The sequence below is a fragment of the Gilliamella sp. Fer1-1 genome, from assembly GCF_001690825.1.
Lineage (GTDB): Bacteria > Pseudomonadota > Gammaproteobacteria > Enterobacterales > Orbaceae > Gilliamella > Gilliamella apicola_C.
This window is the reverse complement of the sequence record NZ_LZGX01000093.1, coordinates 1-19,116: the sequence shown is the minus strand read 5'-3', so window position 1 is coordinate 19,116 and position 19,116 is coordinate 1. Positions and strand designations below refer to the sequence as shown.

The 19,116-nt window shown below is 35.5% G+C and carries 16 protein-coding genes and 5 tRNA genes; 14 read left to right on the top strand and 7 right to left on the bottom strand.

Annotated features, from left to right (window positions below; translation table 11 throughout):
• The first annotated feature begins 76 nt into the window (after positions 1-76).
• The 10 genes from recA to rarD all read left to right on the top strand — a co-directional run bounded on the left by recA (position 77) and on the right by rarD (position 7,707).
• Positions 77-1,123: a recombinase RecA gene (gene recA / locus A9G28_RS10575; RefSeq protein WP_065567769.1), complete on the top strand. Its 1,047-nt coding sequence runs from the start codon at positions 77-79 to the stop codon at positions 1,121-1,123.
• Positions 1,123-1,623, top strand: coding sequence for a regulatory protein RecX (locus A9G28_RS10570; protein ID WP_065580650.1), 501 nt, complete (start codon positions 1,123-1,125; stop codon positions 1,621-1,623). The genes recA and A9G28_RS10570 overlap by 1 nt, the downstream gene beginning before the upstream one ends.
• A 203-nt stretch (positions 1,624-1,826) precedes the next feature.
• Positions 1,827-4,460 (top strand): alanine--tRNA ligase, encoded by a 2,634-nt coding sequence (gene alaS, locus A9G28_RS10565; RefSeq protein ID WP_065580649.1) that lies wholly within the window; start codon positions 1,827-1,829, stop codon positions 4,458-4,460.
• Between the two features lie 135 nt (positions 4,461-4,595).
• Positions 4,596-4,796: a carbon storage regulator CsrA gene (gene csrA / locus A9G28_RS10560; RefSeq protein ID WP_065567772.1), complete on the top strand. Its 201-nt coding sequence runs from the start codon at positions 4,596-4,598 to the stop codon at positions 4,794-4,796.
• 124 nt (positions 4,797-4,920) lie between these two features.
• Positions 4,921-5,013, top strand: a tRNA-Ser gene (locus tag A9G28_RS10555).
• Between the two features lie 16 nt (positions 5,014-5,029).
• Positions 5,030-5,106 (top strand) — tRNA-Arg (locus tag A9G28_RS10550).
• A gap of 18 nt (positions 5,107-5,124) precedes the next feature.
• Positions 5,125-5,201, top strand: a tRNA-Arg gene (locus tag A9G28_RS10545).
• 19 nt (positions 5,202-5,220) lie between these two features.
• Positions 5,221-5,297 (top strand) — tRNA-Arg (locus A9G28_RS10540).
• A gap of 152 nt (positions 5,298-5,449) precedes the next feature.
• A complete protein-coding gene (gene serS / locus A9G28_RS10535; RefSeq protein ID WP_065567773.1) occupies positions 5,450-6,742 on the top strand; it encodes a serine--tRNA ligase in 1,293 nt (430 codons plus the stop codon).
• A 68-nt stretch (positions 6,743-6,810) separates the two neighbouring features.
• Entirely contained in the window at positions 6,811-7,707 is an 897-nt protein-coding gene (rarD, locus tag A9G28_RS10530; protein ID WP_065580648.1) for an EamA family transporter RarD, read from the top strand.
• A gap of 44 nt (positions 7,708-7,751) precedes the next feature.
• Here rarD and pflA read toward each other — a convergent pair whose 3' ends face one another.
• The 7 genes from pflA to thiI all read right to left on the bottom strand — a co-directional run bounded on the left by pflA (position 7,752) and on the right by thiI (position 17,544).
• Positions 7,752-8,531 carry a pyruvate formate lyase 1-activating protein gene (gene pflA, locus A9G28_RS10525; protein WP_218057015.1) on the bottom strand — a complete coding sequence of 260 codons (780 nt, stop codon included), beginning with the start codon at positions 8,529-8,531 and terminating at the stop codon, positions 7,752-7,754.
• Positions 8,532-8,779: 248 nt separating this feature from the next.
• Positions 8,780-11,062: a formate C-acetyltransferase gene (gene pflB, locus A9G28_RS10520; protein WP_065580647.1), complete on the bottom strand. Its 2,283-nt coding sequence runs from the start codon at positions 11,060-11,062 to the stop codon at positions 8,780-8,782.
• A 68-nt stretch (positions 11,063-11,130) separates the two neighbouring features.
• Positions 11,131-11,979: a formate transporter FocA gene (gene focA, locus A9G28_RS10515; RefSeq protein ID WP_081297801.1), complete on the bottom strand. Its 849-nt coding sequence runs from the start codon at positions 11,977-11,979 to the stop codon at positions 11,131-11,133.
• 1,362 nt (positions 11,980-13,341) lie between these two features.
• Positions 13,342-13,827, bottom strand: a complete 486-nt coding sequence (gene trmL / locus A9G28_RS10510; protein WP_065567844.1) for a tRNA (uridine(34)/cytosine(34)/5-carboxymethylaminomethyluridine(34)-2'-O)-methyltransferase TrmL — start codon at positions 13,825-13,827, stop codon at positions 13,342-13,344.
• Positions 13,828-13,842: 15 nt separating this feature from the next.
• Positions 13,843-15,225 carry an envelope stress sensor histidine kinase CpxA gene (cpxA, locus tag A9G28_RS10505; protein WP_065580646.1) on the bottom strand — a complete coding sequence of 461 codons (1,383 nt, stop codon included), beginning with the start codon at positions 15,223-15,225 and terminating at the stop codon, positions 13,843-13,845.
• A 28-nt stretch (positions 15,226-15,253) separates the two neighbouring features.
• Positions 15,254-15,976: a response regulator gene (locus A9G28_RS10500; protein ID WP_065567842.1), complete on the bottom strand. Its 723-nt coding sequence runs from the start codon at positions 15,974-15,976 to the stop codon at positions 15,254-15,256.
• 119 nt (positions 15,977-16,095) lie between these two features.
• Positions 16,096-17,544 (bottom strand): tRNA uracil 4-sulfurtransferase ThiI, encoded by a 1,449-nt coding sequence (gene thiI, locus A9G28_RS10495; RefSeq protein WP_065580645.1) that lies wholly within the window; start codon positions 17,542-17,544, stop codon positions 16,096-16,098.
• Positions 17,545-17,685: 141 nt separating this feature from the next.
• Here thiI and A9G28_RS10490 point away from each other — a divergent pair, with 141 nt between their 5' ends.
• The 4 genes from A9G28_RS10490 (at position 17,686) to A9G28_RS10475 (ending at position 18,941) form a co-directional block, all read left to right on the top strand.
• Entirely contained in the window at positions 17,686-17,904 is a 219-nt protein-coding gene (locus A9G28_RS10490; protein ID WP_065653462.1) for a hypothetical protein, read from the top strand.
• A gap of 185 nt (positions 17,905-18,089) precedes the next feature.
• A complete protein-coding gene (gene secG, locus A9G28_RS10485; RefSeq protein ID WP_065580643.1) occupies positions 18,090-18,461 on the top strand; it encodes a preprotein translocase subunit SecG in 372 nt (123 codons plus the stop codon).
• A 7-nt stretch (positions 18,462-18,468) separates the two neighbouring features.
• Positions 18,469-18,554: transfer RNA gene (locus tag A9G28_RS10480), tRNA-Leu, on the top strand.
• A gap of 183 nt (positions 18,555-18,737) precedes the next feature.
• Positions 18,738-18,941: an integrase arm-type DNA-binding domain-containing protein gene (locus tag A9G28_RS10475; protein ID WP_065580642.1), complete on the top strand. Its 204-nt coding sequence runs from the start codon at positions 18,738-18,740 to the stop codon at positions 18,939-18,941.
• The last annotated feature ends 175 nt before the right edge of the window (positions 18,942-19,116 follow it).

The following is a 19,116-nucleotide window of genomic DNA, read 5'->3' as shown; positions in this document are numbered from 1 at the left end:
TATAAAAAAAACTTGATACTGTATAACAATACAGTATAATATATAGCCATATCCTAACTCATTGGAATTTTATAATATGAACGAAAACAAACAACGCGCACTTTCAGCAGCATTAAGTCAAATCGAAAAACAATTTGGTAAAGGTTCAATTATGCGTTTAGGTGATACCCAAACGTTGGATGTGGATGCGGTATCTACTGGTTCTTTAGGGCTCGATATTGCATTAGGTATCGGTGGCCTACCAATGGGTAGAATTGTTGAAATTTTTGGCCCTGAATCATCTGGTAAAACAACGCTAACTTTATCTGTGATAGCTCAAGCACAAAAAGAGGGTAAAACCTGTGCATTTATTGATGCTGAACATGCGCTGGATCCTATTTATGCTGCAAAATTAGGGGTGCAAGTCGACGATTTACTCGTTTCGCAACCCGATACAGGAGAGCAAGCACTTGAAATTTGTGATGCTTTAGTTCGTTCTGGTGCTGTTGATGTTATTATCGTTGACTCAGTAGCTGCATTAACACCAAAAGCAGAAATTGAAGGTGAAATGGGCGATTCTCATATGGGATTACAAGCTCGTTTAATGTCACAAGCATTGCGAAAACTAACTGCGAATATTAAAAATGCCAATTGTTTAGTTGTCTTTATTAACCAGATCCGTATGAAAATTGGTGTTATGTTTGGTAGTCCAGAAACGACAACTGGCGGTAATGCACTGAAATTCTATGCATCAGTACGTTTAGATATCCGCCGTACTGGTTCTGTAAAAGAAGGTGAAGATGTTATTGGTAGTGATACTCGAGTAAAAGTGGTTAAAAACAAAGTGGCAGCCCCTTTTAGACAAGCTGAATTCCAAATTCTTTATGGTTGTGGTATTTCGAAAGAAGGCGAGTTAATTGATTTAGGCGTTAAGCATAAGTTAGTCGATAAAGCAGGAGCGTGGTATAGCTACAATGGCGAGAAAGTGGGTCAAGGTAAAGCTAATTCAATTAAGTTTTTACAAGAACACCCTGAGATCGCTTCAGAACTTGAAGCTAAAATACGCGAATTATTATTAAATAGCCCTGCTGTTTTTACAGCTGATGACCAAGCTATATCATCAGAAAGCGAAAGCGTTGAGTAATGGAAACAAAACTGAACAAATCAATGCTCAATAAAGCTGTGCAATTACTTGCACAGCGCAACCATTCTTCTTATGAGCTAAGCCAAAAAATAGCCTCTTTTTTCATAAAAAAACTGCAATACACCGATGAAGAATACCATGACCAGTTAGCCAAACTAAAAATTGAAATACAATATGTTATTGAATATTGTATAAAACAAAATTGGATTAATGACGAACAATATATTGAAAATTATATTGTTATGCGAGCCAAAAAAGGTTATGGAAAATATAAAATAGCCATGGAACTTAAACAACGAGGTTTACCTGTTGATTTGAGCCGGCAACTTTTGCAAATTGCCGATATAAATTGGGAAAATATGGCATACGAGCAATTACTAAAAAAGCTAAAACAAATTGATTGTAAAAATAATAATAATAAACAAAAAGGTATGCAATTTTTAATGGCGAGAGGTTATACACAAGATGATATTAAAACTGCTTACGATTTATTGACTTAAATAATTATAATATCTACAATACTAAGTATATAGCTTAATAAAAGCAATTATAAATAAAGCTCGCAAATTCTTTTTTAGTTTTCCCTTATTTACTTGTAATATTAGTTAGATCCGTTTCGATATGAGAATATTTACTTTTCAACTTTAGTTGTAGCGGGTATATTACTATGTTTAAAAATCTATCGTTTTATATGGAAGCATAAATGAAAAGCACTGCAGAAATTCGTCAAAGTTTTCTTGACTTTTTCCGTGGCAAAGGACATGAAGTTGTCACAAGTAGTTCCCTTGTCCCGCATAATGATCCAACACTATTATTTACTAATGCTGGAATGAATCAATTTAAAGATGTCTTTCTTGGTATTGATAAACGCTCTTATACTAGAGCAACAACATCACAACGTTGTGTCCGCGCTGGCGGTAAACATAATGATTTAGACAATGTTGGTTATACAGCTCGCCATCATACTTTTTTTGAAATGCTAGGAAACTTTAGTTTTGGCGATTATTTTAAGCATGATGCAATACATTTTGCTTGGGAGCTATTAACCAGTAAAGAATGGTTTAACCTACCAAAAGATAGGTTAACGGTTACTGTCTATGAGACAGATGATGAAGCATATGCAATTTGGGAGAAAGAAATCGGTATCCCTAAAGAACGAATAATTCGTATTGGCGATAATAAAGGCGCGCCATATGCTTCAGATAACTTTTGGCAAATGGGCGATACAGGTCCTTGTGGTCCTTGTACTGAAATTTTCTATGATCATGGCGATCATCTTTGGGGTGGCCCTCCTGGTAGCGCTGAAGAAGATGGTGACCGATATATAGAAATTTGGAATATTGTCTTTATGCAATTTAACCGACGCGCTGACGGTACAATGGAACCATTGCCTAAGCCATCAGTTGATACAGGTATGGGGCTTGAGCGTATTGCCGCGGTGCTTCAGCATGTTAATTCTAATTATGAAATTGATTTATTTAAAAAATTAATTCACGATGCGGCTGAGATTATTCAAACTAAAGATTTGGAAAGTAAATCTTTACGAGTCATTGCCGATCATATTCGATCTTGCGCATTTTTAATTTCTGATGGTGTACTGCCATCTAATGAAGGCCGTGGTTATGTATTACGCCGTATTATTCGACGTGCTGTACGCCATGGGCATATGTTAGGCGCCAAAGATATTTTCTTCTATAAACTTGTTAAACCATTAATTGAAGTAATGGGAAGTGCTGCAATTGAATTAGGACAAAACCAGAAGTTGGTTGAAGATGCACTCAAAATTGAGGAAGAGCAATTTTTAAAGACACTAGAACGAGGGTTGTCTTTACTTGATCAAGAATTAACTAAAATAACAGGTAACATTTTACCTGGAGATATTGCATTTAAACTTTACGATACTTACGGTTTTCCTTTAGATTTAACTGCTGATGTTTGTCGTGAAAAAAATATTACTGTTGATGAAATTGGCTTTAATTTATGCATGGAAGAGCAACGTAAGCGAGCCCGTGAATCAAGCGCTTTTAATGTTGATTATAGTAATGTTATCAAACTTGATGATAAAACAGAGTTTTTAGGCTACCAAGAAACAGAATCATCAGGAAAAGTTATCGCGATATTTAAAGATGGTCAAAAAGTTGAAAATGTTAATTGTGGCGATGATGCTATTGTCATTTTAGATAAGACACCATTTTATGGCGAGTCTGGCGGTCAAATTGGCGATAAAGGGTTATTAACAGCAGCAAATGTTGAATTTACTGTTTTAGATAGTCAAAAATACGGCAAAAGTATTGGTCATATAGGTAAAATAATTAAAGGTTCTTTAAAAGTTGGCGATAATGTTACTGCTGCAATTGATGTGGAGTTACGTGAGCGTATTCGTCGTAATCATTCAGCTACACATTTGTTACAAGCTGCGTTGCAACGTGTTTTAGGTAATCATGTTCATCAAAAAGGGTCTTTAGTTAATGATAGCTATCTGCGTTTTGACTTTTCGCATAATCAAGCTATTACGCCTGAACAAATTATTGAGATAGAGAATTTGGTTAATCAACAGATTCGCCACAATTTACCTGTAGAGATTGAACTAATGCCAATTGATAAAGCCAAAGATAAAGGCGCTATGGCTTTATTTGGTGAAAAATACGAAGATATTGTTAGAGTTCTTACAATGGGTGATTTTTCAATTGAGCTTTGTGGTGGTACTCATGTAGATAGAACGGGTGATATTGGTTTATTTAAAATAATATCCGAATCAAGTATCGCATCTGGTGTGCGCCGTATTGAGGCAACTTCAGGGCAGAACGCAATGGATCTTATCCATCATGAGTCTAATTTATTAACTCAGATTGGGCAAGTAGTTAAAAGCGATAAGTCTGCTGTTTTAAATCGTATTGAGCAACTGTTTGAACAAACTAAACAGCTTGAAAAAACAATTGAGCAATTAAAAGCACAAAAAGCGAGCCAAGATAGTGCGCAATTGCTTAATCAATGCGAAAAAATCAATAGTACAAATTTGCTAATTGCTAAACTTGATAATGTCGAGGCAAAATTATTGCGCACTATGATTGACGATCTAAAAAATCAATTGAAAACAGGCGTAATTGTTTTAGCGGCCGTTAATGCTGGCAAAATCAATTTAGCTGCTGGAGTCACCAATGATTTAATCGGTGTAGTTAAAGCTGGTGAATTAGTTTCTCAATTAGCGTTAAAAGTAGGTGGTAAAGGTGGTGGGCGACCTGATTTTGCTCAGGCAGGTGGAATGGATCTTTCAGCGTTACCAGAAGCGTTATCTTCTGTAAAAAAGGAAATCAGTAATAAATTACAAGCAAGTTAGTCCAGATATGCTCGATTATTTATTAGTTAAATATTAGAGTTTTTTCTGCAAAATTTTATCTTACTGATAGAAGGCTAGCGAAGCTATATCTTAAAAATTGTTTAGATATATACTTAACTGATATTAGGAGATCGAATGTTAATTTTAACTAGGAGAGTAGGTGAAACACTAATTATTGGTGATGATGTAGTCATTACTATTTTAGGTGTTAAAGGTAATCAAGTCAGAATTGGTATCAATGCCCCTAAAGAAGTTTCAATTCATAGGGAAGAGATATATAACAAGATTCATCAGTCAAAAGAGACAAATGATGAATTATCCAAGCCAATGGGGTGATATTGGGTAGGAAATAAACAATTAAGCGCACATAAACAAAAAAATGTTTGACTTATTTTTTGTAAACCGTAATATGTGCGCCACACATTATGATTTTGTTGCTAAAGCGAAATCATAATGTTTCGGTGAGATGGCCGAGAGGCTGAAGGCGCTCCCCTGCTAAGGGAGTATGCGGTCAAAAGCTGCATCGAGGGTTCGAATCCCTCTCTCACCGCCATTTAAAATTAAAATATGCATCCGTAGCTCAGCTGGATAGAGTACCCGGCTACGAACCGGGCGGTCAGGGGTTCGAATCCCTTCGGATGCACCATTTTAATAAATTCAAAATGCATCCGTAGCTCAGCTGGATAGAGTACCCGGCTACGAACCGGGCGGTCAGGGGTTCGAATCCCTTCGGATGCACCACTTTTTCATGAGTTTACACGCATCCGTAGCTCAGCTGGATAGAGCACTCGGCTTCGAACCGAGCGGTCAGGGGTTCGAATCCCTTCGGGTGCGCCATTTTGGTTGAATACCAATATAATTCTAGTATACTAAGTTCACAAATTTTAATATATGTAATTACCCACTTTTTGATTTATATGTTCTGTTATCTATATTAGAATAATAATGAAGTGAAAATATTACTTAATTAATAATAATGGACATTATTTATGTTGGATCCAAATTTACTCCGAAATGAACTTGATCTTGTTGCTAATAAATTAGCACGCCGTGGATTTAAATTAGATGTTGATACTATCCGTCAACTAGAAGAAAAACGCAAAGTATTACAAGTTGAAACTGAGAATTTGCAAGCTGAGCGTAATGCTCGCTCAAAAGCAATTGGTGCAGCTAAAGCACGAGGCGAGGATATCTCAGCTGTACGTGAAGAAGTGAATAAACTTGGTGAAAAACTTAATAGCGCTAAAGCTGAACTTGATATCTTACTTAACCAAATTAAAGATATAGCTTCGACTATTCCTAATATTCCTGATGACTCGGTTCCTGATGGCAAAGATGAAAATGACAATGTAGAAGTTTCTCGCTTTGGAACTCCAAGAACGTTTGATTTTCCGATTCAAGATCATGTTGCATTGGGTGAGCGCTTTGGTGGGCTAGATTTCGCAGCAGGAGTAAAGCTAACCGGTGCACGTTTTGTCGTGATGAAATCACAAATAGCACGCTTACATCGAGCTATAACTCAATTTATGTTAGATTTGCACACTGAACAACATGGTTATGCCGAGATTTATGTGCCGTATTTGGTAAATCAGACAACGCTTTTTGGCACAGGACAATTGCCGAAGTTTGCGGGTGATTTATTTCATACTAAACCGCTAGATGAAGAAACAGAAAGCAGCAATTATGCATTAATTCCAACTGCTGAAGTGCCTGTAACCAATCTTGTGCGTGATGAAATTCTTGATGAAAGCGTATTACCATTAAAAATGACAGCACATACGCCGTGCTTCCGCTCTGAAGCAGGATCTTATGGTAAAGATACTCGTGGATTAATTCGTATGCATCAATTTGATAAAGTCGAATTGGTGCAAATTGTTAAGCCTGAAGAATCTATGCAAGCATTAGAAGAACTTACTGCCCATGCGGAAAAAGTTCTACAATTACTTGAATTACCATATCGAAAAATTGTGTTATGTACTGGCGATATGGGCTTTGGTTCATGTAAAACTTACGATCTTGAAGTTTGGGTTCCAGCGCAAAATACTTATCGTGAGATCTCTTCTTGCTCTAATATGTGGGATTTCCAAGCACGTCGCATGCAAGCTCGTTACCGTAATAAGGCCGATAATAAAACTTATTTAGTTCATACTTTAAATGGTTCAGGATTAGCGGTTGGTCGCACACTGGTTGCCATTATGGAAAACTACCAACAGGCAGATGGAACAATTAAAATCCCATCAGTCTTAATTCCTTATATGAATGGCGTTGAGTTTATCGGATAAAACTGGACATTACACATAACAATAGCGCTAATAATTAGCGCTATTTTTTTATTAATTAAGGTGGAAAAATGATAAAAGGCATTACACTTTCGATACTGGCGTCATGCCTTTTTGGTTTACTTTATTACTATCCTGTTTTATTACAACCGTTATCCGTTATTGATGTTTTCTGTTGGCGATTGTTAACTTCTTTTCCTGCCATTATTGTTCTTATTTCTATAGAAAAACAGTGGTCTGAAATTGCAATGCTATTAGCACGAATTAAGCAGCAACCATCGTTGCTTATTGGGCTGTTATTCTCTTCATTACTGCTAACAATACAAATGTTGATTTTTATTTGGGCTCCCCTTAATGGGCACGGGTTATCGGCATCACTAGGGTATTTTTTATTACCATTAACCATGGTAATTATTGGACAGCTCGTCTACCAAGAAAAGTTAAGTTTTTTACAAAAAATATCAGTTGGACTGGCGGTATTAGGCGTTATTATTGAAATCTATATGACTCAAGCATTTTCATGGGAAACTGCCGTTATTGCATTAGGTTACCCTATTTACTTCATGGTTCGGCGTAAGTTGCAAATAGAAGGTATTGCAGGTACATTTTCTGACTTCTTTTTTATTTTCTTAGGTTGCTTAGGCTACTTTTTTATAAGTCATCGTGTTAACAAGATACTTGATGATCTTATCCATTTCCATCTATATATTCCAATGTTGGGAATAATAACCGCACTAGCATTTGCGATGTATTTTATGGCAAGGCGACTATTACCAATGGGTTTGTTTGGTTTACTTGGTTATGTAGAGCCAGTATTACTTACTATTGTTTCTGTCTTATTTTTACATGAATCAATTTCGTCTGAACACATTGTTTCATATGGGCTTATTTGGTCGTCAGTTTGTGTTCTTGCTTTAGAAGGTTGCCTTTTTGTTTTACGAGCAATAAAGCGAAAAATAATATGGTGAAAACCGCAGATGGAAGGCATATGATCATTCATATGCCTTTTATTTTATTTACTGAAAGTGACATAATGGCCATAAGATTCTAAAATACCTTGGATCCTGTCCATGGTTTCTCTTGGCGGTGCCTCAACGCCAGCTAACTTATATTCGTCACCAAGCGTGTCCCATTTATAAGCGCCCAATTTGTGATAAGCTAATAATTCTACGCGCTCAATATTATCCATTCCTTGAATGAATTTACCGAGTAAATGAGCGGAATCATCATCATCAGTCCATCCCGGTACAACCACATAACGTATCCAAGTTCTTTTGTTAATTTTTTGTAGATGTTTAGCAAATTCTAGAACACGTTTATTAGGCACACCCACTAGTTTTTGATGAATTTCATCATTGACCTGTTTTAAATCGAGCATCACTAAATCAGTGACTTCTAAAAGTTCATCCATTATATGATCGAGTTGTCTAGCATACCCATTAGTATCTAAGCAGGTACTAATACCCTCTTGATGGCAAGCTCTAAACCATTGAGTAACAAATTCAGCTTGTAAAGTTGCTTCACCACCAGAGGCCGTTACACCGCCACCATTTGGCATAATGAAGCTTTTGTAAGAAACAATCTCTTTCATCAACTCATCAACGGTAACTTCTCGACCTGCTTTTAAATCCCACGTATCGCGATTATGGCAATACAAGCAGCGCATTAAGCACCCCTGAAAAAAGACAATAAAACGAATCCCAGGACCATCTACAGTACCGAAAGATTCGAAAGAGTGAATACGACCTATAATAGGCGACTTTGTTGTCATAATTATGTTTTGTTGTTCCATAGATAATCTCTAATCATTGCTCATATTGCTTTTTTAATCATTTTAACCCTGATAATGACCAAATTACACCCATTGTATTAATCAATACGAATTATATTTCCGTTTAATTATATCGAATAATGACCCATAATATTTAATTATTATCATCGTATTCATATTTAATTACAGTGGCACAAATAGTATTTTAGCGTTGATAAAAAAATAGCGCCTTAAGGGCGCTATTTTAATTAAGTTAATCAATGACTAAACTACATAGATTGCGTAAATGTACGGCTAATTACGTCTTTTTGTTGTTCTTTAGTTAATGAGTTGAAACGTACTGCATACCCAGAAACACGAATTGTTAATTGTGGATATTTTTCAGGGTGTTCCATCGCATCTAATAATGTTTCACGGTTTAATACGTTAACATTTAGATGTTGTCCACCTTCAATTGTTGCTTCATGGTGGAAGTAACCATCCATTAAGCCAGCAAGGTTGCGTTTACGTACATCATCATCTTTACCTAATGCATTTGGAACGATAGAGAAAGTATAAGAAATACCGTCTTTAGCGTAAGCAAATGGTAGTTTAGCAACAGAAGTTAATGAAGCCACCGCACCTTTTTGGTCACGTCCGTGCATTGGGTTAGCACCTGGTCCAAACGGTGCTCCTGCACGACGTCCATCTGGTGTGTTACCTGTTTTCTTACCATATACAACGTTTGATGTAATTGTAAGTACAGATTGTGTTGGAATTGCATTACGATAAGTTTTAAGTTTTTGAATTTTCTTCATGAAACGTTCAACTAAATCAACAGCAATGTCATCAACTCGTGGGTCATTGTTACCAAATTGTGGGTATTCACCTTCAATTTCGAAGTCAGTCGCTAAACCATCTTCATCACGAACTGTTTTTACTTTAGCGTATTTAATCGCAGAAAGTGAGTCAGCAGCAACAGAAAGACCCGCAATACCACATGCCATAGTACGAATAACATCACGATCATGTAATGCCATTAATGATGCTTCGTAGCTGTATTTATCGTGCATGTAGTGAATTGCATTTAATGCTGTTACGTATTGTTTTGCTAACCAATCCATGAAGTGGTCTAAACGAGCAAATACTGTATCGAAATCTAAATATTCATCCATAATTGGATCTTCTTTAGGACCGACTTGCATTTTTAATTTTTCATCCACACCGCCGTTGATTGCGTATAGAAGTGTTTTAGCAAGGTTTGCACGCGCACCAAAGAATTGCATTTGTTTACCGACGATCATTGGGCTTACACAACATGCAATCGCGTAGTCATCGTTATTAAAGTCAGGACGCATCAAGTCATCGTTTTCATATTGTAATGATGATGTGTCAATTGATACTTTTGATGCAAATTCTTTGAATCCACTTGGTAATTGTTCAGACCAAAGGATTGTCATGTTAGGTTCAGGCGATGGACCCATTGTGTATAAAGTATTTAAGAAACGGAAAGAAGTCTTAGTTACTAAAGTACGACCATCAACACCCATACCAGCGATAGATTCGGTTGCCCAAATTGGGTCACCTGAGAATAATTCATCATATTCAGGCGTACGTAAGAAACGAACCATACGTAATTTCATTACAAAATGGTCAACAATTTCTTGCGCATCTTTTTCAGTAATTAATCCAGCAGCAAGATCACGTTGGAAGTAAATATCAAAGAAAGTCGATGTACGACCTAATGACATTGCCGCACCATTTTGTGATTTAACCGCAGCTAAATAACCAAAATAAGTCCATTGAACAGCTTCTTGTGCTGTTTTAGCAGGTTCAGAAATATCGAAACCATATTTAGTCGCCATTTCTTTGATTTGACCAAGTGCACGATGTTGTTCTGCGATTTCTTCACGACGTTGCATTGTCATGGCTAAATCAACACCATTTTCAAAATCAGCTTGTAGTGAATTGAATTGTGCAAATTTGTCTTTCATTAAGTAGTCGATACCGTAAAGTGCTACACGACGGTAATCCCCAATGATACGACCACGACCATAAGCATCAGGAAGACCAGTGATAACACCTGATTTACGACAACGAAGGATATCTGGCGTATAGATATCGAAAACACCTTGGTTGTGGGTTTTGCGGTATTCAGTGAAGATTTTTTTGACTAATGGATCTAGCGTTCTGTTATAAGCTTTACAAGAATTCTCGATCATTTTGATACCACCAAACGGGATAATCGCACGTTTTAGTGGTTTTTCAGTTTGTAAGCCAACAATTTTTTCTAAATCTTTTTCAATATAACCTGCGTCATGAGCAGTAATTGTCGAAATAACACTGGTATCAAAATCCACAGGGGCATGGGTAGCATTTTCAACTTTGATGCCTTCCATTACTTTAGCCCATAACTTAGTTGTAGCTTCTGTCGCGCCAGCTAAGAAAGACTCATCACCCTCGTATGGCGTGTAGTTCTTTTGAATAAAATCGCGGACATTAACATTATTTTGCCAATCACCATCTTTAAATCCTTTCCAAGCAACAGCTTGTACTTCGTTTAAATTACTCATAGTTTTTCACCTCAGGTTTACAAAAATATCTATTCATCCTTTTTTATATGAGGATAAATATCATAAAATCAATGTGGCTTACGTAAATATAAAGCCCAATAAGGTAGTGCAACCGCTAAACCACCTAAAATATTCCCAATTGTTACAGGAATTAAATTATTTAAAACAAAATGCGTTACCGTTAGTTCTTTAAATGCATCAGGAGACACGCCAATTGCTTGCCAAAATTCGGGTGACGCAAAGTTATTAATCACAATGCCCATTGGGATCATAAACATATTAGCAATGCTATGCTCAAAACCACTGGCAACAAACATTGCAACAGGAAGGACCATGATTAACATCTTATCAAGTAAACTACGACCAGCATAACTTAGCCATGCAGCCAAACAAACCATTAGATTAGCTAAAAAACCAAGGCATATGGCTTCAATAAAGGTATGATGTAACTTGTGATCTGCCGTTTGAAGAACATTTAGTCCCCATAAGCCATTAGCAACCATATACTGGCCAGAAAACCAAATTACTGTGACAAACAGTATAGCACCAATAAAGTTACCGATATAGACTAAAATCCAATTACGGAGCATTTTTATCCAGCTCACTTTGTGCGTCATTTTAGGCAAAATCGTTAATACTGTTGAAGTAAATAAGTCTGAGCCACAGCAAACAACCAGCATAAGACCTAATGAGAAACAAATGCCCCCCACCAATTTTGCTAAGCCAAACGCAACCGTTGCAGTGCCTGTAGTTACGGTAATGTAAAATACGAAAGCAATTGAGATAAAAACACCTGCAAGAATTGCAGATAAAATCGTGCTAGCTGGGTGTTTGTTTACTTTGTAATGGCCAATGTCTTCGGCAATTTGGGTCATTTGTGCGGGAGAATATGAATCAACAAGTTTATCTGTGCTCAAACTAACATCCTTAAAAAAACTAGGGTTTTATGAGAGGCATAGTATACTCAAAATTTGACGCAGATCACGTTTTTTTTTATTAAAAATAATTTAAAGCTCAAAAAACGTTGTTTATTAAAGATATTGACTATAGTAAAAAAAGAGTAAGCTCTATTTTATAAAAAAGATATACTATTATCTTTAATAAACCACTTTAGTAACGTGAATTTGTGTATGATGCAGGCTTACTTTGCTTGCTACTCAGTATGGTATCTAATTCAATTTATTAGAGAAATTTCAACAAGAAAGTCTGGTTAATTTTTTAAACAAAAGTTAATGTGCTTTTTTGTTACTCTTATCATAGAATAGCGCCTTTTGAGGCTATCTTGGCAATGTTTTGATATTTAAATGTTGTGGTATTCAAAGTTTTCCAGAAAAATTCGTTCCTCTTTTGTCACTCGGTTTTACGCAATCACGCTGATTTATTGCCGATAAAACAGTATCTCACTAAACATCTTTGTTTGGTGGGCTAATCTGACTCCGTCGGTGGTATCTTCTGCCACCGGATAACACTGTGCTATTATTCAGTTAGCGGATTAAAAAGGAAGCCTTTTTATTAAAAAAATACTTCAGAAAAACCATTGATTTTATTGAAGTTTTTATTTTGTGTAAAATCATATAGTTACAAAGTATTACGTATAAAGTATTACACTTTTTGGCTTGACTTCTAAGCCTAAAATTTTTAAGCTTTTTATTGACTTACGCAACTGCGCTGATTTATTGCCGATAAAACAGTATCTCACTAGCTATCTTTGTTTGGCGGGCTAATTTGGCTCTATCGGTGGCATATTCTGCCACCGAATAGCACTGTGCGATTATTCAGTTAGCGGATTAAAAATAAAGCCTTTTTATTAAAAAATACTTCAGAAAAGCTATTGATTTTATTTAAGTTTTTATTTTGTTTAAAATCATATAGTTATAAGATATTACGTTTTTGGGCTTGATATCCAAGCTTAAAATTTTTAAGCGTTTTATTTGCTTACGCAACCATGCTGATTTATTGCTGATAAAACAGTATCTCACTAGCTATCTTTGTTTGGCAGGCTAATCTGACTCTATCGGTGGTATATTCTGCCACCAAATAACACTGTGCGATTATTCAGTTAGCGGATTAAAAAGAAAGCCTTTTTATTAAAAAAACACTTCAGAAAAGCCATTGATTTTATTCAAGTTTTTATTTTGTATGAAATCATATAGTTATAAAGTATTACGTTTTTTGGCTTGGCTTCTTAGCCTAAAATTTTGTAAGCGTTTTAGGTAGCTATGCAATTATGGTAATGATGCGTAAGCCGTTTGTCAGTTTATTCTTTCTAAAACAATAATCTATTTTGCTCCCATGTAACCTAGCTGGCGCCATGATTCGTAAACGACAACAGCTACCGAGTTAGATAAGTTCATACTACGGCTTGTGGCTAACATAGGAATACGTATTTTTTTATCCTGAGGCAGTGCATCTAATATTGTGTTAGGTAAACCGCGGGTTTCTGGGCCAAACATTAAAAAGTCATTTTGTTGATAATTAACTTCACTATGCGGTTTTTGTCCTTTTGTGGTTAAAGCATACACTTGTGTTAACCAGTCTATTTGATTGGTATCTACAAAATGGTCCAAATTTTTGTAACGTTTTACATCGACAAATTCTTGATAATCAAGCCCTGCTCGTTTTAGCTTTTTGTCATCCCAATAAAAGCCCATGGGTTCAATAATATGTAAGTTAAAGCCAGTGTTAGCGCAAAGGCGAATAATGTTGCCTGTATTGGCAGGAATTTCCGGTTCAAATAAAACGATGTTTAATGCAGTATTTGACACAATAGTTCTCTTTTATTATTTATATTTATGAATGGGTAATATTATCACAATTCGAAGTCCACCAAGGTGGCTTTTTTCTGCGGTAACCGTGCCGTGATCGCGTATGATTGCATTAGCGACTATTGCGAGCCCGAGTCCTGTTCCACCAGATTGTCGATCACGCGCTTCGCTTGTGCGATAAAATGGCCTAAATATTTGCGCTAATTCACTTTCAGCTACACCTATGCCATCATCATCTATGGTAATTGTTACCTTTTGTTTTTTTACTTCAAAATTGATAATAATTTGTTTGTTTGAATAGCGAAATGCGTTTCGTATAACATTTTCAAGTGCACTGCATAACGCTACGGGATAACATAAAATAGTGTGGTTAGTTGGTTGATTAACCACTGAAAAATTTTTTCCTATTTGTTCGGCTTCAAACGCCGCATTATCCAACACGGGTTTAAATAGAAGATCAATTTGATTAAATTCACGAATTTCATTATTGTCATATTGCTGCCTTGCCAATAATAGTAAGTCACCAATCATAGCATCTAGCTTTATTGCTTCATTATTGATACGTATAACTTCACTGCTTTCGCCTTGTTTTCGACGTAATAAGGAGGTAGCAAGTTGTAAGCGTGTTAGTGGTGTGCGTAATTCGTGAGAGATATCCGAAAACAGACGTTGTTGCAACGTTTGCATTCGTTTTAGCTCTCTTAACATAAGGTTAAAACTAGCGCCCGTTGCTTTATATTCAGACGATCCTATTTTTTCAAGATCTGGCCACTCTTGCAAATTACCTTTAGCAACCTGATCTGCCGCTTGTTTTAGCTTTCTTGCCGGTTTTGCTATGCTCCAAGATAACCAAAGTAAAAAAGGTGAACTTGCAAGCATAGTCAGCGTTAGTAATAAAAAAGGGTGATCAAAAATAAAATTAACAAATTGGGATTGGCTATCTGTTGCGGGTTGTAAAATATATAATTGATATTGCGCATTTGTATAATGAATTAAAAAAGGGCCGATAATTTCTTGGGTATCATAAATCTGCTTTGCTGGATCATCAACATTATGAGATTTTTGACTAAAGTTTTTTATCAAATCAATATTTTTAGTTTCAGCTGTTATAATTTGCTCATTGGGAGTAACTATAAATAAAGATTGAGCTGGTTTTTGGTGCGTATTCATTACCACAATAAAGCGCATCCACCAGCGAAAACTATCTTTGGGTACATTGGCAAGATCATTTTCAATTTGCCAAGCAAGTTTATTACCGATTTCTTTATCTTTATTTGCTAAATACGTTAAATTTCGCGAATCGAGATTGGGTAGCACCATAATTAACATTAAGAAAGAAGCTATCGTTAATAAAAATATAGTGAAAATTTTGATAGCTAGCCTGTCAAAAAACCACATGTTATCTGGCCTTTATTATCATATTATTCTAGTCTTGTAATAAATCATCATGTGGGTCAATGACAAATAAGTAGCCTTTAGAACGTAATGTTTTAATCCAAGGTAAACCATCACTTCTTGGCGGAAGCTTTTTGCGCAAATTAGACACATGAACATCAATTGAGCGAGCTAGTGGGACAAACTTTTTCCCTAAAACCGATGCAGTTAGCATGTCTCGTGAAATTATTTTGCCCCCTTGCTCAATAAATTTTAGCAATACTTGAAACTCTGTCCCAGTTAATTCAATGTACTTATTATCAAAAAAAACAGCTTGTTGTTTTCGATTTACGTTAAGTTTATCAATAATATATTGAATTGGCTTATCAGAATCATCATTTGAGATATTATCCCAACGCGCTCTTCGTAACTGCGCATTAATCCGAGCTATAAGTTCTCTGTCATTGAATGGTTTTAGAATGTAATCATCAGCTCCAAGCTCAAGCCCATTAACTTTATCATGTTCACTATCTTTGGCTGTTAAAAAAATAATCGGAACGGTAAATTTAGCTCTGAGTTGAGATAATACATTAAACCCGTTCATTTCAGGCATCATAATATCAAGTAGCACAAGATCGATAGTATCATCAAATTTTTCTAAAGCCTCAATGCCCGTATTAGCGATTTCAATTTGATACCCTTCTAATTCGAGCAATTCACGTAATAATAAAGCAATCTCAACATCATCATCAACTATAAGTAATTTGCTATTCATTACACTCCTCTTTATAGCATTTATTTTTGATATTTATTTTAAATAACAAGCATAATTTATGCACAAAATCCATTATATATGTAAAAAATACAAATAATATAGTAACGTATTGTTAAGTTTTATAAAGCAAATATTTTTACGTTATTAAATCCTTGATCAATTAAATAAAGCGCTTGTAACTTGCTCATAACACCACGATCGCAATATAGTAAATATTGTTTTGACTGATCCAAATTGCCAAATTGTGTTGCTAATTTATAAAATGGAATAAGTTTGATTTCAACGTCATTCAATACAAGTGGATTATCCTCTTGCTCGTCTGGCGAACGAATGTCAATGACCACGTGATCAGCATTAAGTGTTGTGATTGTTTCAACATGAGTAATCTTGGTGTCAGCTTGTTTAGCTATCTCACGAATATCAATATTTTCAGCTTCAGCAACAGCTTTATCCAAAATCGTGAAATCAAAATTCAGCTCTTCCGCTTCAATTTTTTCTTTTACCGCTTTAACTGTTGGGCTTTTAGAAATCACACCACAAAATTCTGGCATGGTTTTAGCTATATCCTCAGTACCAATTTGGCGCGCAAGATTGATAATTGTTTCTTTATCATGTGTGATTAGAGGTCGTAAGATTAGTGTGTCACTAACATTATCAATTAATCGTAAATTGGTCAGCGTTTGGCTCGATACTTGCCCTAATGCCTCTCCAGTAACAAGTGCTTCTACTTTATAACGCTGTGCAATTTTTGATGCAGCACGAACCATCATCCGTTTTAAAACAACGCCCATTTGTCCATCATCGATCTTCTCAAGAATTTCACCAACAACATCAGAAAAATTAATCGCAATAAAACGCACTTTATGCGAACTACCATAACGTTCCCAAAGATAATGAGCCATTTGTTTAACACCAATCTCGTGAGTTTTTCCACCAAGATTAAAGAAACAATAATGTACACGGCTTCCACGTCGCATTAACATATAACTTGATACGCCTGAATCAAAACCACCCGATATAAGCGAAATGACATCTTCTTGTGTACCTGTTGGAAAACCACCAATGCCAGCATGTCGACCTTTAACAAGTAGTAATTTGTCGTTATCAATTTCAAGGTTAACCGTAATTTCTGGATGATTTAATTTAACCTTAGCCGAAGAAACATATTGATTGAGCCCACCACCAACATAACGTTCAACATCAATTGAAGAAAATTCATGCTTGCCACGACGTTTTACACGTACACAAAATGTTTTATCTTCAATTAATGGCGCATAATAAACCACTGCCTTTTCAAAAATATCATGCATATCAACGAAAGTGATTTCATCAACGGCTAAAATATGATGAATACCGGGGATCCTTGTTAATAATTCGAGTATCTTGGCTTCACTATTTTCAATTTTTGGGCGAACTTCAATAAAATCCCAATGACGAATCACGGCAACATCTTCAATATGATGTTTTAAAATATTACGAATATTGCTGGTGAGTATTTTAATAAAACGTAAACGAACAGAATCACTTTTGATGGTTATTTCAGGAAAAAGTTTAACAATAAATTTCATAAATAGAGCTTACCATAATAAAAATGGCGACATTATACTGCTTTTTAGACAAGAACGCACAATTGATTATTATACTCTCACTATTAGAGTGAGCTGGCTAATATTGCATATTTTTCTATTAATGCTAACCCTGTAAATAGTGTGATTGTAGATAAATATGGCATGGTTGTACTTACTTGGTCCCACTATTATTACTGGTTTTTTTCATCTGATGAATTTCCACTGACAGAACAATATCCAGAATATTTTAACAAATATGCAATTGATGCTTGGATAGGACAAATTCAAGTATGGGGGAAAAGAACAGTTATTACATGCTGTATGCAAGGCATAATGACGCCAATTCAAGTTGAAAAATAGTTTTGGTTGCAATAATGGTAATATTGATTTTAGTTTAAAAATTAGTAACTTTTTATTAATTAAAAAGGACATTTTATAAAACAAGCCAACAATTCTTGAAATTTTACTTGCTTGTTGGCTTGTCTTTCGCTAATATTTCGCACCAATAGATTCTGTTGTAGAACATATAAAATTGACAGGTTGAAATGTACGAATTTTTGATTGTGAGTTATTTGATTATCGCTTTAGCGATTATCGCTTTAGTTTTGATTCAACGAGGCAAAGGGGCTGATATGGGTTCTTCTTTTGGCTCGGGTGCGTCAGCAACTTTGTTTGGTTCTTCTGGTAGTGGAAATTTTTTAACTCGCGCTACAACTTTGTTAGGTATTTTGTTTTTTATCATAAGCATTTTACTATCGAATTTGGGTAGCAAACCGCACGTAACTAGAACTGGCGAGTTTGATAGCCTTGAAGATACTATACCAACAACACAACAAAACGAAAGCAAAACGGAACAAATAACCGCTCCAGTTGCTCAACCAACACAACAGAATTCAACATCGGATATTCCTGAATAAAAACGGCGCCGTGGTGGTGAAATTGGTAGACACGCTATCTTGAGGGGGTAGTGCTCTAAGAGCATGCGGGTTCAAGTCCCGCCCACGGCACCAAATCAATAAACAGCAACATTCTATTAAACCCTACAAAGCACATCAAACCCAGTAATAACAAGCCTTAAAGTCTATTTTATTGCCCATTAAGTATCAGTAAGGTACATTTACAACCAAAATTTTTAGGTATATGCCTAGGTATAAGAAGATAATATACCTATATATCGTATACCTAAAATAATTATGACTAGAAAAACACATCCATTAACAGCCCCCCTAAATAAAAACCGCCAAGCCAAGAAAGATTATTCGTTATTTGATGATGGTGGTATGTATTTCTTGGTTAAATCGAATAATTCTAAAATATGGTGTTTTAAGTATATGCGTCCGTATGCCAGAAAAGGCGCATTAATTAGCTTTGGTAGTTATCCAGAAGTTTCATTATGACACGCTAGAAAGCAAATAGATGAATTACGCATCAATAACATATCAATGCAAATCAGTCAAAGCCAACAAAATCTTTGTATATAAACAGATTTTAGATATTGATTATTGAAACTATGCAATAAACAAGTACTGTAAGAAAGCAGAAAAGAATCTAAAATACAAAAATATAAATTTA

What these genes read in the sequence shown, in the direction of transcription:
- recA (WP_065567769.1), top strand. Translation starts at nt 77, where the DNA reads ATGAACGAAAACAAACAACGCGCACTTTCAGCAGCATTAAGTCAAATC.
- A9G28_RS10570 (WP_065580650.1), top strand. Translation starts at nt 1,123, where the DNA reads ATGGAAACAAAACTGAACAAATCAATGCTCAATAAAGCTGTGCAATTA.
- alaS (WP_065580649.1), top strand. Translation starts at nt 1,827, where the DNA reads ATGAAAAGCACTGCAGAAATTCGTCAAAGTTTTCTTGACTTTTTCCGT.
- csrA (WP_065567772.1), top strand. Translation starts at nt 4,596, where the DNA reads ATGTTAATTTTAACTAGGAGAGTAGGTGAAACACTAATTATTGGTGAT.
- serS (WP_065567773.1), top strand. Translation starts at nt 5,450, where the DNA reads ATGTTGGATCCAAATTTACTCCGAAATGAACTTGATCTTGTTGCTAAT.
- rarD (WP_065580648.1), top strand. Translation starts at nt 6,811, where the DNA reads ATGATAAAAGGCATTACACTTTCGATACTGGCGTCATGCCTTTTTGGT.
- pflA (WP_218057015.1), bottom strand. Translation starts at nt 8,531, where the DNA reads ATGGAACAACAAAACATAATTATGACAACAAAGTCGCCTATTATAGGT.
- pflB (WP_065580647.1), bottom strand. Translation starts at nt 11,062, where the DNA reads ATGAGTAATTTAAACGAAGTACAAGCTGTTGCTTGGAAAGGATTTAAA.
- cpxA (WP_065580646.1), bottom strand. Translation starts at nt 15,225, where the DNA reads ATGTGGTTTTTTGACAGGCTAGCTATCAAAATTTTCACTATATTTTTA.
- A9G28_RS10500 (WP_065567842.1), bottom strand. Translation starts at nt 15,976, where the DNA reads ATGAATAGCAAATTACTTATAGTTGATGATGATGTTGAGATTGCTTTA.
- thiI (WP_065580645.1), bottom strand. Translation starts at nt 17,544, where the DNA reads ATGAAATTTATTGTTAAACTTTTTCCTGAAATAACCATCAAAAGTGAT.
- secG (WP_065580643.1), top strand. Translation starts at nt 18,090, where the DNA reads ATGTACGAATTTTTGATTGTGAGTTATTTGATTATCGCTTTAGCGATT.
- A9G28_RS10475 (WP_065580642.1), top strand. Translation starts at nt 18,738, where the DNA reads ATGACTAGAAAAACACATCCATTAACAGCCCCCCTAAATAAAAACCGC.